This is a genomic window from Planomonospora sp. ID82291 (assembly GCF_015711645.1).
GTDB lineage: Bacteria > Actinomycetota > Actinomycetes > Streptosporangiales > Streptosporangiaceae > Planomonospora.
In genome coordinates this window covers 151,365-168,600 of record NZ_JABTEX010000002.1, presented here as the reverse complement: position 1 = coordinate 168,600, position 17,236 = coordinate 151,365, and the positions used below count along the sequence as shown (strand labels likewise).

The 17,236-nt window shown below is 65.6% G+C and carries 8 protein-coding genes; 3 read left to right on the top strand and 5 right to left on the bottom strand.

The annotated features are described in order from the left end of the window. Positions 1-178: 178 nt before the first annotated feature. The 5 genes from drmB to HS045_RS11660 all read right to left on the bottom strand — a co-directional run bounded on the left by drmB (position 179) and on the right by HS045_RS11660 (position 12,436). Positions 179-2,071 carry a DUF1998 domain-containing protein gene (drmB, locus tag HS045_RS11680; protein ID WP_230884005.1) on the bottom strand — a complete coding sequence of 631 codons (1,893 nt, stop codon included), beginning with the start codon at positions 2,069-2,071 and terminating at the stop codon, positions 179-181. A 3-nt stretch (positions 2,072-2,074) separates the two neighbouring features. Then, positions 2,075-5,287 (bottom strand): helicase-related protein, encoded by a 3,213-nt coding sequence (locus HS045_RS36115; protein ID WP_196451282.1) that lies wholly within the window; start codon positions 5,285-5,287, stop codon positions 2,075-2,077. After that, entirely contained in the window at positions 5,271-7,199 is a 1,929-nt protein-coding gene (locus HS045_RS11670) for an ATP-dependent helicase (protein WP_196451281.1), read from the bottom strand. The genes HS045_RS36115 and HS045_RS11670 overlap by 17 nt, the downstream gene beginning before the upstream one ends. Continuing rightward, positions 7,196-11,860 carry a DEAD/DEAH box helicase gene (locus tag HS045_RS11665; RefSeq protein WP_307827476.1) on the bottom strand — a complete coding sequence of 1,555 codons (4,665 nt, stop codon included), beginning with the start codon at positions 11,858-11,860 and terminating at the stop codon, positions 7,196-7,198. Before HS045_RS11665 ends, HS045_RS11670 begins: the two co-directional genes overlap by 4 nt. Before the next feature lie 189 nt (positions 11,861-12,049). Continuing rightward, complete coding sequence (locus HS045_RS11660; protein ID WP_196451280.1) at positions 12,050-12,436, bottom strand: SsgA family sporulation/cell division regulator; 387 nt, start codon at positions 12,434-12,436, stop codon at positions 12,050-12,052. A gap of 883 nt (positions 12,437-13,319) precedes the next feature. Here HS045_RS11660 and HS045_RS11655 point away from each other — a divergent pair. The 3 genes from HS045_RS11655 to HS045_RS11645 are packed head-to-tail and all read left to right on the top strand — an operon-like array spanning position 13,320 to position 17,211. After that, on the top strand, positions 13,320-15,392 hold the full coding sequence (locus HS045_RS11655) for a helix-turn-helix transcriptional regulator (RefSeq protein ID WP_307827475.1): 2,073 nt from the start codon (positions 13,320-13,322) through the stop codon (positions 15,390-15,392). Then, on the top strand, positions 15,389-16,351 hold the full coding sequence (locus tag HS045_RS11650; RefSeq protein WP_196451279.1) for a hypothetical protein: 963 nt from the start codon (positions 15,389-15,391) through the stop codon (positions 16,349-16,351). Before HS045_RS11655 ends, HS045_RS11650 begins: the two co-directional genes overlap by 4 nt. Beyond that, positions 16,348-17,211 carry a DUF6339 family protein gene (locus HS045_RS11645; protein WP_196451278.1) on the top strand — a complete coding sequence of 288 codons (864 nt, stop codon included), beginning with the start codon at positions 16,348-16,350 and terminating at the stop codon, positions 17,209-17,211. The genes HS045_RS11650 and HS045_RS11645 overlap by 4 nt, the downstream gene beginning before the upstream one ends. Positions 17,212-17,236 lie beyond the last annotated feature (25 nt).

Here is a 17,236-nt window from a genome sequence, read left to right as displayed (position 1 = left end):
AATCAGTTCGTACGGTCTCCACAGCTTCAGGGCTGCGCTCCGTCCGATTCCGGCGAAGCCGCGAACTCCAAGATCATCCTAATCGAGGGTCTGGCCGGTCCATCGGAGGGCGGACTCACCGACGAACCGATCCTCAGCACCTCTCCTCGGCTCGAAGCCCGGCAGGGGATTCGACAGGTCAGACCGTGCCCAGACCTTCCCGGGAGAAGAACCCGATCGACGGGTCGTCCGGAGTGCCGACGAGCAACGCTCGATCGAGAAAGGTGTTGTTGGTCTCGCAACTCGTCTCAGGGAGAAGCACGCAGGCATAGCAGGCCGCCAGGTTGAGGCTGTCGACTCCAGTGGCCTCCGCCTCCATGCACGGCGGGTCCTGCGAGCACCACGACACCCGGCTCAGGGCCGATTCCAGGGAGATGCGCAGCCTCTTGTGCTCTCCTTGGGCCACGACCCCACCGAGGCTGCCGGCAGAGTCGCTGGTGGCGGTGTAGATGAGCACCCCGGCCATGTCCTCGGACACGTACAGCCGTTCGCGGAGCGCGGCCGTCGGGTAACCGGCGTCCAGACTCCATTCGTTGATCAACACATGAGCGAGGGTGTGCAGGAGCACATACCGGGCATCGATGGGCGACCAGATCTCACTGATCGCCGCCGTGCCTGCGGCGATCATGATACGGCGACGCATCAAAGCGGTGTGATTGTCATGGATCTGCCCGGCCCGCACGCGAGGGCCCGCCTTCGTCTCCCACCGACGCAGCTCCTCGGCGTCCAGAGTGAGGAAGACCCCTTCCCCACTGACCTCGACCGCCGGCAGCCATCCCACGTCCGTGTTGGACATGGCGGATCGCCGGGTATCGCCGGCCAATGCCGTAGGCATCTCAACCCGAGTGAAGGACTGGAGAGCACGCACCTCCCGGAGTCGCTTCACCAGCATCGTGCGGCCGATTCCCCGCGGTAGAGACGTTCCCGAGTCGCCCGACGGCGCCACGCACTCGAAATCATCACCCTGATCGACATTCGCCGTGCCGAAGAGCAACTGCTCGTACTCCTCGCGCCGCAGTTCACCCGCCGGCTCGAAACCGCTCCACTCTTCGGGATCAGGATGCTCGGCGGCCTCGAGTCCCTGACGACGTCTGACCGCCTCCAGAACGTTCCACTCCGTAAAACGCGCGCCTTTGAGAACGCCTGACGACCTGATGGTCTCGATGACGATGTTCTCGTCCACCTGCCTTTCCAACAGTGTCTTGAATGTCGCGTAATAAGGATCGATCCGCTTCTGGATCGTCTGCGACCACGGCGGGATGGAGATCGCGGACCGACTGATCGGGAACCACGCCGCCGAGGAACCACGTTGCAGGGTTCGTGGAGCCGCCGGACAGTCACGCTGTTCCGAGCCGCGCCCGAGCCACGGCCGACGACCGCTGCACGAGATGCCCAGCGCCCGCATCGCCCCCTTGCCGAACGCGCCTTCAAGGGACGCCGCCTTACCACATGAACAGCGGACCACCACGGACCTGAGCGAGGCGGTCCGTCCAGTGCTGTGCAGGGTGAGTTCGTGCCGGACGTCACTCGAAGCGTCGGCGGGCGAGGTTTTCTTGTGCACCCAGGCGAAATACGGAAAGTCGTCCAGATGTCCGTTCTCACAGGCGACCACGAATCTGGAGGGAGTGAGCGGCCTCTCGCACGCCCCACACTGACTCTTGCCCCTCGGCGAGCCGAACCTGCGGAATTCCTTGAGAGCGTGACAGTTCGAGCAGGAGTAGATCTCTGGGAACAGCCGGACTCGCACTCCATCACCCGCGGGCGGATCCGCGGCAGGAGGGAGCTTGAAACCGTGCACCTTCAACCAGTACTGCAGCCTGGGTTCACGGATGGAGAACGCCTCATCCACCTTCCAACCGTCCAGGCCGCTGACGATGTACGAACGGTCACCCACCGCCACCATTGCGCCGACGCCATAGGTCGTGATCATTTGGGCCCGTCGAACCCCACCGAGCGGCGCGCGCGACACCTCACGGTCATCGTTCTCTCGACCGGCCCGGTTGCGTCGATTCCTTGCCTCACGCATCGCCATTCTTCATCGCTCCAAATAGAGGTCGGACTCGACATCGACGTCACGCATGCTCCATAACGTCGGGAAAGCCTCCTCGAGATCCTCGTCCGAATGGGAGCACAGCAGTGCGGCGTCCCGGAGACGTTTCTCGCTTCGATCGAAGTTCGGCGGTGCCTCATAGACCAGATCCGGATTTCCCTCCGCCAACGTCATCCATTCGTCGATGACGTAATCCAGATCGCCCTCGGTGCCGAGCGACTCTTCATCCCCGGTTCCCTTCACCCTGTCAAGGATCATGCTCTTCACCTCATCGATTCGATGCTCGAAGCCCTTGACATTCGCGGCGGCGGAGTTCGGGCGGGCCTCGGGGTACAGCAACCTGACCATCCCCACGAGCACGGCGTGAAGCGCCCGATCCCTCGCCCTGGCGGAGAACGGCGTCACGCTGGTGGATTCGACCTGACGATAGAGCGCCGAGTGGTACGAGACGAAACTCTCGTAGTGGGAGCGGTCCCGGGATCGGGCCGCATTGAACAGAACGACCACCAGTCCGGGATGCTGACGGCCGACCCGGCTGCTGGACTGGATGTACTCGGCCGTCGTCTGCGGCTGTCCCGTGATCGCCATCAGACCGAGTCGGTCGACGTCCACCCCGACTGAGATCATGTTGGTGGCGAGCACCGTATCGAGGACATCGGTGTCCTTACTCGACAGGCCCAGCTCTAGATCCTTTAGCCGCCTGGGTATGTCGCTGGACTTCACCCGGCTGGTGAGCTCAGAGATCAGCTCGGCGGGCCGAGGCTCGACCCCCTGTCTCTCCGCCAACAGCCGGAGCCGGTCCTGGACGTCGTCACGGACCTGAAGGTCCGCTGCGGCGAGTAGCCGGAGGCTGTTGAAGTAGCCCACCAGGGTCCAGTAAGCATCACGGACGGCGTCCTCACCCTCGATGTCGGCGGCGTGGTGCAGCAGCGCCGCATATGCCCTGACCAACAGGGTGGCCTGACTGGTACCCGGGGTCAGCAATCCGACGTACCGCCGAGACGCCTTGTCCTCCGCCGGGGTCTCGACCGCGAACCAGGAGTCCCGGGCGTCCAACCCGGCGGGTGGGAACTGCCGCACCTCCCGATCGAACAACCGACGTCCCTGCTCCTTCGCCCGTCTGATCGTCGCCGTGGAAGCGATGATCTTAGGTTTGTCGGCGGCGGCGTCGATCGCCGTCTCATACAGTCCGACGAGGCTGCCGAGCGGACCGGAGATCAGGTGCAGCTCGTCCTGAACGATCAGCTCAGGCGGAGGCGTGCCGTCGTCCTTGTTCCTGTTGAACAGGGTGGCGACCTCCGCCCGCCAAGCGATCTGCGCGAACTTGTCCACCGTCGCGATGACCAACGTCGGCCGCACCCGATAGATCATCTCATCGACCACGTGGACCGGAAGTTCCCGATGGAACTCGCACTCCACCGACGGACAGAAGATCCGCATGGACGAGACCTCGGCGTCCACCTGGTAGTGCCAGGCGTCCATCGCGGCACCGCACCAGGGGCAGCCACGGAGCTGAACAGGGTTCCTCTCCTGGAGCTCCTTGCCGGCACGCAATTGTTTCAGGCTGTCGGCGGCCTCCACCAACGTGTTGGGCGTGGCCGCCCGCCCCACCCACATGCCGAGAGAGATCTCCTCATCCCCCAGTTCTTCCGGATTCCGCCGACGCATCATCTCCATCGCACAGATGAGCGTGGCCGCCCTTTCGAACTGTTGCAGGGTGAGCAGCCGAAGCGTATAGCGCATGAGCGCGGTGACTCCACCGCCTTGCAATCCCTTACGCTGCCGCCGGAGGAAGACGGTGAACGCGATGAGACCGAGATACGCCTCGGTCTTTCCACCTCCTGTCGGGAACCAGAGGAGATCCGCCCGTTTCCGGTCAGGATGGCCGCGGTCGGCGATGCCGTCCAGACAGAGCAGCAGGAAGGCGATCTGAAAGGGGCGCCAACGACCGTCGAGTCGTGGCATACCGTCATGTCCCGCCTTGATCCAGACGGTTCGACCACGCTGAACCGCCATCGCCAGGTTGGCGCGGCGGAACGCGGCCATCACATCGGGCTTCTCCTCGAGAAGCCTGATCCCGGATTCCATCCGCAGGCGAACGGATTCACACTGGGCTATCTGCTCCTTGGCCACATGGCCGTACTCCGTCGCCTCCAGCAGGTCGGCCTCTTCGTTCCGTTCGGCGATCCATGCGCGGTAGCCATCCACCAACCCGCGCAGCGCGTCAAGGATCTCGGTGTCCGGTGCCTCCGCGAGGTGACGCATCTCCAACTTCGAGCTGTCGATGTCGGGATTGGAGTCGGTCAGCAGAACTTCGGCCGTAGGGACGAACGCCGTCCAGACCGCGGAGACGGCGGCGGGTCGACCCTCCGGTGGTGTCCTGTCACGCGGGGAGGACGGCCGCCATTCCCAGTCGGCGGCGCATCCATGACCGACGGCGAACGTCGGCGCATGTCTGTAGAGCAGCTTGTTGACGCGCACCTCGTCCTCGTCGGCGCCCACCGGCACCGGCCGCTCGACCAAGGCGGTGGTTCCCTCGGGTCCCGTCGCCCTGATCCCCGGTTGGAAGAAACAGTGCGCGTCCTGCAGGTCGTAAGCGTCGACCTCGTGGACGTTGACGAGCGCGGTGGTGACCGAGACCGCGTCATGCTCACCGGTACGCGGGCGGACCCGGACCCTGAGTTCCAGTCCCGGAGCAACGCTCTCCGCGGACTGACCGGGCCTGGTCACATCAACCTGGACGGGCGTGATGTCCAACGCCCTGCGACGCCATCGCAGATCCTGTTCCTCGGTGCTCCGACGCTCTCCCCGCCGAGCCCGGACAGGGCCACCGTTCTTGTCGATCGGCTCGTACATGGCCGCGGTAACGGCGATCGTGAGGACGGGCGCCTTGTCCGGATCGACCGCGAAGGTCATCCCCATCGACGAGGGCGTCTGCAGATTGGCGAGCGAGACCCCCGTGTCCGGGATCTCATCCACCGTCATCGTCGCCGTGGTCAGGTCGACGTCGCGCTCGGTTCTGGCAGCAGTGACGCGATCCTCGTTCATCCGCCTGGGGAAGAGGACCCCGGTGGCATACGTGGTGACCGGCGCATCGGAGAGGATCTCCTCCTCGCCTCCGACGGGGCCGAGCAGGTCACGCTGGAGCCGTTCGACGAGTTCCGATCTGAATCGGTAGTGCTCACCGTGTCGTGACACCGGTCTCCTCCTCCTGCGCGTTCTTCTCGTCGTAGATGAACCTGCTCAAACCCATGAGTCGGGGGGCGAGCCACACACCGTGGGGACCGAGACCGGCATGGATCCCCGCAGCCTCGCTGCCCGCGACCGTCTCGACGGCGTCGATACGGACACCCGTCAGCAGCTTCGGCCAATTCCACGGTTCGTAGTTCCCACTGAGCTTCATCTGGCGGTACAGATGGGAGCGGAACCGGTAGGACACCGTGCCGATCGGTCGTTCCTTGTGCACGATCAGGTACGGCGGGCTCTCCTTGAGCCCGATGGCGTCCGGGTGGAGACGCTCCAACACGACCTCGTCCCCCGGCAGGACCTTGGTCGCCAGATGCTCCTGAAGTTCCACCGCATCCGCTTCGAAGTCGTGCACTCCGGCGGGCTGCTCGGTGTGCACGTCTCCGCCGCGCACCTCCAGACCGAGTCGTGCCCAGTACGTATAGGAGTAACGGGCCCACCGGCCGAGCTCCGGGTTGGTACGGACGAACCTGGTATCCGGAATATCGATCCACAACAGTTCGTCGCGGGGTCTCGTCATCGCGACGTAGAGAAGTCGGGTCTCCTCGGCGAAGTCGACCTCCCGAGGTTTCCTGGCCTTCTTCCCCTCCTTGGAGACGGACTCGATCCGGAGCGGACCCGGATCCGCGACCACCACACGGTCGAACTCCAACCCCTTGGCCCGATGGAACGACGACACCACCAACCTGGCGGGCGGCTGTGCGGTCAACTCGTCCGGCAACCGCCCGGTGGCCAGTGCCGTACGAAGTCGGCCGAGATCGACGTTCCGGTCATGACCCGAGCCGGTGCGCAGCAGCAGGCTCCAGAGCCGGTCCGGCCCTGCTTCCGAGGACGGCGTCAGCGACCGCACGAGATCGTCGAAGCGGGCCCTGGTCAAAATTCCACCATCGACGGCTCGGAACATCAGCCCCAGCCATGCCGGCACGACCCGGTCCCGGGCGGAACGCTGGAGCCGGTGCTCGACCCCGTTGGCGGCCAGAAGTTCGGAGACCACCATGGCCTGACCGTTGTTCCGGCACAACACGGCGGTGGTCCCCTCGTAAGCGGCGAGACCCGCGCAGGCGAACTCGTCCAGCTCACCGAGGTTGAGCGTCCCACGCAGTACAGCACGCAGGTCCTCGTACATCCGATCGTCCTTCACCGGGCCGGCCTCGATCGCCTGTCGAAGCAGAGGGCCGTACCGCAGGGCGGTCCTGGCCTCCTCGCTCCTGGCCCGGAAGTTCTCGGTGAGGCTGAGCTCGATCAGCTCCTCCCCGAACGTGTTGCGCAGCCAGACGAAGAACTGGTTGGCCTCTCCTACGCGCTGCTCGACGTCCCGGACCGTGAACCCGTAGATCGACTGGGCCGGATCCCCCACCATGGTGAAGCCGCAGTCGAACTCGTCCAGGAGCACCTCCACCAGTTCACGACGGGCCCCGACGAGGTCTTGGACCTCGTCGACGACGACGTGGAGGAGATCCTCTCCGTACAGCTCCTCGGCGAGCCCGTCCTCGATGGCCTTGCGGGCGCCGGCGATCCGATCGTCGAACGATCTCTCGTGCCAGCCTCCCGTGGCGTCGACCTGCGTCAGCAGATCGAGCGCCCAGGAGTCGAAGGTCTGTACGCGGACGTGGCGGGCCGCGTCCCCGTGAGCGGCCAGTCGGTCACGCAGTTCCCGGACCGCCGCTCTGGAGAAGGTGAGCACCAGGAGTTCCCCGGCGCTCAGTTCTTCTTCCTCGATGAGGAAGTCGAGCCGGCGGACCAGAGTGTGCGTCTTGCCGGCTCCCGCTCCGGCGGTGACCAGGACCCGTGCATCGGCGGGCCGTTCCACCACCGCCCGCTGCTCGGCGGTGAGCGACGGGCTGTCGGTGTAGACGGTGCTCACTTCCTGCTCCACAGGTGCTCGAACCCGGTGAAGGCGAGCTGCTTGTCGTAGTTGGTGATGTTGTCGTGCACGTCGAGGATCAGACAGGTCTCCTTGCCACCGTTGCGAGGGCCGCGCAGACCACGTCCGATCATCTGCTGGTAGACATTGGGGCTGTAGGTCGGACGCGCCACGACCACCGTCCGGGTCGCGGGCGCGTCGAACCCCTGCGCGAGCACGCCATAGTTGGTGAGGACCCGGGTCCTGCCCGAACGGAAACGTTCCACGATGGCCCGGCGCTCGGAGGCGGGTGTGGCCGCGTCGACCGCTTCGGCTTCGACGCCCTTACCCGTCAGCCTGGCGGCCATCAGTTTGGCGTGATTGACGGAGGTCGCGAAGAGCAGGACGGGACCGTCGTCAGGCAGGTTCAGGATCTCGTCGATCAGCATGTCGTTGCGCTCCTGGTCCTGCGCCAGCTGTTCCTCCACCGCGGCGGGCAGGCGCCCCTGGAAGTCGATGTTCGCCAGCTCACCGGCGGTCAACTTGATCGTCGCGCCCTTGAGCTCCCGGTGTTCGACCTGGGCCAACACCCCCAGTTTCTGGAGCTCGGCGTACGGATCATCGCTTTCGAAGATGCCGTCGTCCAGACGTGTCTTCCCGTAACGATCGACGAGCCGTCTGGTCTCCTCGACGTTGAAACCGCGGAAGGGAGTGGCGGTGAGTCCGATCAACGGCCGCTCCGACGAGCGATAGGTGATCCCGAGTGAGGCCAGCAGTTGGGTGTAGCGCGGAGTGATGGAGGTGTGCGCCTCGTCGATCAGGACGAGCGCCGCGTCACGGAGCCACTCGTAGTCCGAGGTGTCGAGACACCGCTCCAACTTGGCGTCCGTGGCGACCACCAGGTGGTGGGTGTCCCGGACGGCGGCGGCCTCGTTGCCGCTCCAGAGTCGGCTGATCGTGAGCCGGTCTTCGGGCCCTACTTTCGACCAGACGAATTTCCAGCTCTGCACGGCCTGCTCACAGAGCTCCTCCGTCTGCGCGATCCACAACACCGGACGCCTCTGAAGCCCCTGCTCCTTGATGACGCGGATGACGGCCTCGACCGCCACGCGCGTCTTGCCGGCACCGGTCGGCAGACAGAGCATCCCCCTACCGGCCCTGTACCGGGTGAGCAGGTCGAACATGTTACTCGCGAGCCGCTCCTGGTAGTCGTGCAGACGCGGGAACTCGGTCGGACCCGAGATCACCTCGGTGGGGTCCAGACGTTGGGCTCTGGCGCCCGCGAAGGACTCGGGGAGCCGAAGCTGGTTGACGATCTGCATCGACCTGTTGTCACCGCTGAAGCTGCCTGCCGCTTCAGGGACGTTCGCCGCGATGTCCTTGTTGTAGTGCCGAAGGATGGCCGGTCCATGAGCATGGACGGCCAGTTCGGCGATGCGGCGAGCATCGGGCACCCGACCGCTCTCGGCCTGCTCACTCTCGACCAGTCCCTGGGGAAGACCACGCCGGAGGGCCTCCTCACCCACCAACTCCAGCACCTTGGAGGCTGTATCCGCAGCCTCACGGGCCCGGCGCAGGCGCTCGTTGTTGCGCTGCTGCTCCCGGCGCTGGATGATCCCCTCGCAACCGTAGCGGCCCAGGCCCAGCTTGAGCTCGCGATCCACCGCCATCAGCGCGGCCAGATCGTCCGCGGGCTTGAGCACGAGGACCGACCGTTCGTGGATAGCGGCCTTGACGGACGTCGTCCGCATCCCGTGGGGCGTGCGGGTGATCTCCTCCAGTTCGTCGCATCGGACCAGATGCCACCCGTCGACCTTGGCGCGATGCTGCACCCGCAGGTGCGGGAACTCCTCAGCTAGCAGCACCGGCTCCTCCTGCGGGACGAAGCGCACTTCCTTCTGGATGACCGCCGACGGGTCGAGCATCCCCCAGGTCTCGCGCATCTGCTCGGCGGCCTCGGAGGTGGGGGCGAGAAGCGCGGGGATGCGCTCCCGGACGAGGGCGTCGTACTCCGCCCGGTTCGCCGTCACCGCGATCTCGCCGTCAGGCTGATCCGACGTCCACTCGTCGCCGACCTTGCAACGCGTCGTCGCCCCTTCCGGCCACGCCGCGCCGGCCTCGAAGAGCAGGGCATAGACCCTGCCCGGGAACGAGTCATCCTGGCTGGCTGAGGCCTTCTTGACGGTCTCGGACCAGATCTGGGCCTGTACATCTCCCAGGGTCGTGGGAAGCCTCAAGACCTCGGCCAGGTTGACGGGCACGTCCGCGACCGGCAACACGTCGGCGTACTGCCGCAGCAGAGGACTCACGCAATCACGGACCGGGCGGATACCCCAGGAGGTTTGCAGACGACCATGGGTACGGGCCATCCACACCAGTGGGGACACCACGGCCTGGCGGGTCGACCGTTGGCGGCTGTCCTCCATCGTCCACTTGGTGACGAGACCATGAGACGGGATGTGCTGGAGGAAGGCCGCTCTTCCCTCCGAGGACAACTCCGTCAGGAAGTGCAGCGGCCCGGCGGGCGCCGCGCCATCGAACCGCATCGTGGTCAGCTGTGGTCGGCCACGGGTCGAAGCGGGCAGTCTCTTGCAGTAGAGGTTCCACAGTTTCTCGGTGTACTCCCTGTACCAAGGTTCCGAGGTGGGGTCGACGCTCGTGACCGGCCCGTCGAGAAGGCCCAGATCACGAAGGATGATCCGGTCGGAATCATGGAAGTTCAGGTCCACCGCGATCCGGGCGTCCCGCGAACCGTCGGCGGGCACCACCTTTCCGGGGAGCAGACATTCGGAGATAGGGCGGAACTCGCCCGAAACCGTCCGAACCTTGAGTTGCCCGGCAGCGTCGATCTTGGCGGCTCGAAGGGCGGCGAGGGTGTCGGCCGGTCCCGCCTGACGGGAGAGCTCCCAGAAGGCGGTCCACTGGACGTCTCCGTAACCGAAGAAGCCCTGCTCCAGCACGGAGGCGAAGCGCCCTGCGGCGTCGGCCTCGTGCACGCCGAGTTCATCGAGCCTCCGCCGGATCGAGTCGTCGGCCAAGACCCTGTCATCGACGTAGACCATCTGGTCGGAGAGCGAATCGGTCGAGGTGCGGCGGAAGACCTTGGGCGAGGGCGCCACGAGACCGTGGGCCTCGGTCAGGATGACCTTCGCCTTGAGCGCCTCCTCCGAGAGCCTGTGGTTCCTCGACTTCATGTCGGCCACGATCCGGATCGCCCGCGCCGAGGCCTCGGGGGACTCGTCCTGGACGAGCGCTTCCAACCACTCGCGGACCGACGCGACCGGAACCTTCGCGATGCTGAGGATGCGTTCGGCGCTCTGCCTGCGGTGAGGAGTCCGCTCCACCGAGTGGTGACACCAGTTCCTCGGTCGGCCCGGGTATCCGGCCCACAGCTCGCGCCATTCCTCACGGAGGTCCTCAGGGTGGAGACGGACCTCCGTGGCCGTACCGAACCGGCCGTCCTGATCCACCAGGGTCGACCGAACCGCCGCGATCTCCCAGATCGTTCTGACGAGCTCGGTCGCCGCGAACTGGGGTTCTTCCCGGCCTCGCGCGGGGACCTGGTCGAGGTAGGCGCAGCGGTCGTCCGCGCGGGAGAGAAGCGGCAAGGAGTCGACCACCAGTCCGGCGGCCACCTGGATCAGTTCCTTGTTGAAGGCGTTGGCGTCGTAGAGGTTCTGCCGGTCCTCGCTGGTCTTCCACGGAGCGTTGATAATCCCGCGGAGGGTGGTCTTGAAGTTGGTCGGGAAGTAGGCCCAGAACTCACCGAGACCGGTTTCCCGGCCGGTCCGGTCGGGCACCGCCCAGGAGACGTCGATCTCCGGACGGTCATGGAGCTCGCCGGCCTCGCCCAGAGCCTTGGTGGACGGACGGTGCGTCCTGCTGAAGACCCGCCACGACTCGTCCTTGGTCCCGCCGGGGCTCTTCTTCACCGTGAGCGTGCGGCGGTCACCGTCGATCCGCTGGAAGATCTGACGTGTGACGGCCCTGGCGCTCCGGCGATCCTCGAGGATCACAGTGCCGACATGCGGGGAGAAGAGGGAGAACTCGTCGGGGAACGCCTCCAGATCCTTGCCGAGGCGGTCCACCTGCGACGGCTTGAGCGGGAGACGGACGACGGTCGTCGCCCACTCCAGAAGTTCCGCGAGGACCGGGTCCGCCGCGGCGGCCTTGTCACGATCCAACGGCTGGGCCATCCGCAGCACCGGAATCTCCTCGGCGTCCGGTCGAACAGCCTTGATCTCCTCCGTCGCCCATTCCCGATCGAACCCGAAGCTCTTGTCGTCGTCCCTGCTGAAGAACTGCGGCGAGTCGGTGATGGCGAGGACCGACTTCACCCCCACGCCGAAACGCCCGATCTGGCCGCCGCGCTTACGGGAGACGCTCATCCGCAGGATGGTGTCGGCCCCTTCCGGCGTCATCGCGGCACCCTGGTTCGCGCAGTAAAGGTAGGCCCGGGTGAGAACGACGCTGATCCTGCCGCCGGGGTCGTGTCTCAACTCGTCCGCACCGTTCTGGACGAGCTCGTAGATCTGCCGATCGCCATAACCGCCCTGGGTGATGCGACGCTCACCGTTGGCGTGCTCCTGAATGAGACCGGGATCGATGCGGTACGTCTCGAGCACGCGCCGCGACTGCTCGAGGACGACTTGGAGGACGGAAGAATTCTGAGGGGAGAGCACGGACCTTTTCCTCCTTGAAGACGGACCTCGAACATCGAGGTTGAATCTACTCGGTCGACGTCATCGATTTCGATGGTGAAACCCTGCTCCAATCGACATCGAAGCCGGCTCCCGGAGGAGGCCGTGATCTGGGAGGGCCGGTGCCGGCCCTCCCAGATCACGTTCCCCACACGTGCGAAGATCCGAAGCTCAGGACCGATCGCCGGGCGGAAGGAACTCGTCCCAATCGATCCACGCGGATTCGCCGTCCGGAGGAACCAGACGGAGAACCTCGGCCACGAAGTTCGCGAGCGGCTCCCTCAGAACGCAGAGAGGCAGAGGAGCGTCGGCCGACTCGAGATGGACGGTTGCGATGAGCCATTCGTGCCGATCCGACGGTCCAAGCGATACCGCCCCCAGACTGATCGGCCGGTTCGGTCCTTCGATGAGGACTTCCCGCGCCACGTCGACGGCTCCCCAATGGGTGAGAACCCTGACGAAGTACGGATCGCTCGCCCGGTAGAAGAGGTAAGCGGTCCAACAGGACCGGAGGTCATGACTGTAGAGGGTGAGAGCGGCGCTGATATCGGTGATCATAAACGTCCTCCATGACAAGAGAATGATCGCTTGAGAGCGCGGCGACAAAGGCGCGGCCGCGGTCGCACAAAAAGCCCGACCCACCGACGCTTCTGTCATTTAGTCGATGGAACTTCATCCACCGCATGGTCGCATACGAGGCCAAATTCTCGGGCGGCCCCGCACGTCCGGCGAGAGATCCGTCTCGTACAACCGGACTCAGCATGTTGATCAGTCCCTGGACCGCACTGAACCGCTTCCTTTCTCCATCGAATCCAGGGATGGTTGACGAACGCTTCCAATCGATCACCGAACAACCCGTCGAGTCAACGGACCCGAAAGGGGAACCGATCAACGAAGGAAGGAGGACATGGGGAGGCCCATGAAAGCCACACCAAGCCAGGGGAACCCACTCTATGAAAATGACAATAAGCAACGGAACCCGCCCCGGCTCGGCCGGATCACGACTGCGGACCACACTGTCATAAGGTCCACCGGGCACGCAAGCCGCTTATCGGAATTTCCTTAGGAAAAGGACATATAAATGCATCTCTCTCCATACCCGCGGCGGGTACAGGTGTACGGAGTGGAGGGCCGAACCGAACCCCGGACACACGGAGGCGCGCGCGTCGGCCTCCCGAGGCAAGGACCACCGCCTCCACGCTTCTCCGAGAGTCATAGGGAAGACCGGGACGCAAGCGTTGACGCATGCACGATCGTCAACCATGGTCGCCGAGCAGCATCGGAGCAGCCGGTACCCTCATGATCGATTGCGATCACCATCAACGATCATCTTCTCCCATAGGAGGAAACCCGTCACATCACCGTCAAAGATGATTTGACGTATCCTCATGTGTCAAAGACTCCTCGTCAGGAGCCCGGAGACGAGAGGACAGGAGCGAAAGTGAGCGAAGCGGAGCCGTTCGGAGCATGGTTGGGCCGGCAACTACGGCGCAAGGGAATGAGCCAGGCCGACCTGGCCGCTCGGCTCGACGTGACCCGCGCCGCCGTCTCGGCATGGATCACCGGGCGCGCCGAGCCTCGACTGGAGAAGATCCAGGTGATCGAGGAGATTCTGGGGCTGACCACCGGCGCATCGGTGATCCGGAGCGAGGCTCCGGACTCGGCGGGAAGCATCGACTGGTATCACCGTCCCGCCTACACGGACGGCGGACGAGAACTCGGTAACGCCGCGGCCTTCGCCTTCGACTCGAACCTGGCCGTCCTCGCCCGGGAGGCCACGCAGAACAGCATCGACGAGTGGCACGACCGGGCGCGGCCGGTCCGGGTGCGTTACGTCCTGCATGAGCTCACAGGCGAACGGCTGTACCGGTTCCTTGACGCCTTGCGCTGGAACGACCTGATGAAACACTTCGAGGCCGCTGCCGATCGCCGGCAGAAGGTCGGTCGCGTCCTGGCCAACGGCCTTCAGGAGCTTCGCGAGAGCAGCAGTCTTCTCCTGCTGAGAGTGGACGACTACAACGCATCAGGCCTCACCGGTCCGGAGTACGACGACGGCAAGTTCGCCGCGGTCGTCCGTCGTCAGCTCGACAGCCACAAGGGCAGGTCGGCCGGCGGCTCGTTCGGTCTGGGCAAGGCCACTCTCTGGGCCACGAGCCGGTTCGGCCTCGTGCTCATGCACAGCACGTTGTCGGAGCCACACGAAGGCCGCCGGGAACGACGGCTGATCGGCCGTCTGGACCTGCCGTGGCGCTCGGTCGACGGCCGGCAGTACGCCGGGCCCGCCTGGCTGGGTGAAGCGGACCCCCAGCGTGAAGGGGCCGCACGATCCTGGTGGGCGGACGAGCGGACCGTGGAGGAACTCCACCTGACCAGGGCGAGCAACGATCCGGGTACGTCCTTCCTCATCATCGGTGCACACGACGCCACGGAGGAGACCCTCGACCTGGAGAAGATGCACGGCAAACTCGTCCAGAGCCTCGCCGCCAACTTCTGGGCCTCCATGGTCACAGGCCGAGACTCCACCCCGATGCTGGAGGCCTCGGTCGAAGCGCTGCGGGACGGGCAGACGGTCATCGCGGAGGAGCGGGTCGACCCCCACCGTTACGAGCCCGCGCGGTCACGGGCCGTCCGGGCCTTTCTCAACGGTGAGACCGTCACGGAGATGACCACGGCGGAGGACGTCGTACTGGCCTCCGTCCCTCTCACGGTCCCGCCGCGCAAGGACGTGGGACGTGCCGATCCGGAGAAGCATCGGGCCGTCCTCCTGGTCACCTCCGCCGATGACGACGACGACGACCGTCGTAATCGTCTGGTGTGCATGCGCAGCAACCGGATGGTCGTCATGGAACGCCCGGTGAGCGACATCCCCTTGGGAACTTCACCGTTCCAGGCGGTCCTGCTCGCCGGGAGGGCCACCGGTCAGGAGACCTTCGACGCCGTACTGGCCGAGGAGTTCCTCCGGGCCGCCGAACCACCCGAGCACAACGATTGGAAACAGACCGACGACCTGACCGCGTCCTATGCCAGGGGGGCGGCCTCCCGGATCCGTGAGTTCCGCCGAGCCATGTTGGACCAGGTCCGTGCCGTGGTCAGACCTCCCGAGGTGAAGACCGATGAGACTCCTCCCGTTCTCCGGGAGCTGCTCCGACTCGACCCTCCGCCGCCGAACCGTTCCCCCGGGTTCCCGACGATCAAAAGCGCCATCGGATCGGTCGGTGCCGATGGCGCCTGGCACGTCAGGGTGGAGGTGCGCCTCCCGGAACGGGAGGATCCGTGGCTGCTCTCCCCCGTCCTGCGCTTCGCCACCCGCTCGGGGCCTCGGCCTCAGGCCGAGTGGGCCGAGCTCACCGCGGAATCCAACTGTGAGGTGATCTCGGACGGACGGCTGAGATTCACCGGTGGTGCCCGTACCGCGGCCTTCACCGGTGTGAGCGCCGTGGAGAGTCATCCGGTCTCGGCCACGATGGCCATGGCCGAAGTCGACCTGGTACGGGTGAAGGAGAGAACCTCATGAAGCGGCTGGTCCCGTACCCGATCCTCGCCGGTGATGTCTCGCTGGACGTCCGGGAGGTCCGGCTGGACGATGTGGCTCTGCCCTTCGCCATGGTCTCCAAGCAGGAACTCGTCGTCGCGCTCCACGCGGTGGAACGCGACGAGTGGGAGTCCGCGCGACTCTCCGTACGGCTGCGCACGCCGCAGGATCTGAAAACCGGGCCGTGGTCGAACCCCTCTTGTTTCGCCGTGCTCTCCGAGCGACGGACCAACATGCGCACGTCGTCGCGTCTCCGAGAGGAGACCCCTGGAAACTGGACGGGTGAGGTCGTCCTCCACCGGGACCACCACCGTGGTCAGGTAGAGCTCACCGCTCACGTGGTGGGATCCGTCGAGGGGATCGCGGGCCGAGTGATCGGTACGGCGAACGAGCGTTGGACGGTCGATCTCCAGGCACGCGCACCGGTCAAGAAGAAGAGCATCAAGACCGTGTGGGCCGACTTCAGGGACGAGCGCAACCCGCATCTGCACCCGTTCCGTGAGGATCCGTGGACCGTCGAGGCCGTCGGCGAGGAACCGGTGCTCTATCTCAACATGGGCTTCGAAGGTCTCGACGCACTGCTCAAGAGCACTCGATCGGCGGAACGCGCCGCACGTGACGCCATCGCCGCGCAGATCGCGGCGGACGTCTGGGCCGCGCTCTTCAACGCGGCCGTGTACACGGCCGAGATCGAGGACGGGCGCCCGGAATGGCCCGGTGGCTGGCACGAGTCCGTCCTCCGGAGGATGCTGCCCGACGTCTTCCCTGATCTCTCCCCTGATGACGCCCTGGTCGAGATCGTGAACCGCCGGCATGCGGGAGACGGAGGCGGAGACCTCCAGACACGTCTCCTGCACGCAGCCGCCAAACAGTCGCGGCTCCCCCGGAACCTCGGCGGTTTCATCCGTACGCTGCGCCGTACCGGTCAGGAGGACGAGTGAACACCACGACACCGGAGCGTCTCGCCCTGCTCCCCGACGAAATCGCGGCCAAGCACCTGACGACCGCCGTCCTCCAAGGACTCGAACCACTGCGGACAACAGCGATCGATCGATCGTGCGAGCCGCTCTCCCCCGAGGTCCGGTGGGCCACGGAACCGATCCGCGAGCTCTTCGACGAGGCGATGAAGCGGTTCGACGACTCACGAACCGGAGCCGACGCCTGGCTCGCTCCCCGGCTGCACGCCACCCTTCGTCTCACCCGTAGAGAGGCCGCGGACAACCGCCTGTGGAACCATCTCGCTCTTCGCATGGCCCCGGACTATGTCTTCTGGCGGCATCCGGGCCGACCGTCCCAGAATCATCCGGTGCCCACGGTCAACCGCAGCCGATTCTCCGGACCCTTCTACTCTCAGGCGTTCGCCCGCCTGTGGTGGTCCGCCGAACTGTTCCGTGACGGCTACGACTACCGCCCCGCCGTCCTGGCCTGTGGAAACCAGGACGTGCTGAACACCGCACTCCGCCTGGAGGTGATCCTGCACCGGCCTGTGGCCCAGGCCATGCTCCGGTTGCTGGGCAACGAGACCGCACGCACGGGTCGAGACATCAACGCCCTCGCCCAGGCGGTCAACAGCGCGGGGACCACCCTGTTCTTCGAGGCGATCGCGCCGGACGCGGCCCCGGATCCGGACGCCTATCGGGATTGGATCGAGGAGCTCAGGAGCTCGCTGCCTCCGTTGGAAGCCCTCCCCAACGGACCGGACGACGGGAAGGTGCCGCTCTCCGCCGTGAACGCACTCGTTCCACTGTTCGAGCGTCTCTTCGCCGAGGCTCCGGTCCGCGGCAAGAAGACCGATCATTGAGGTCGGGGACGTCGATCACCGATCG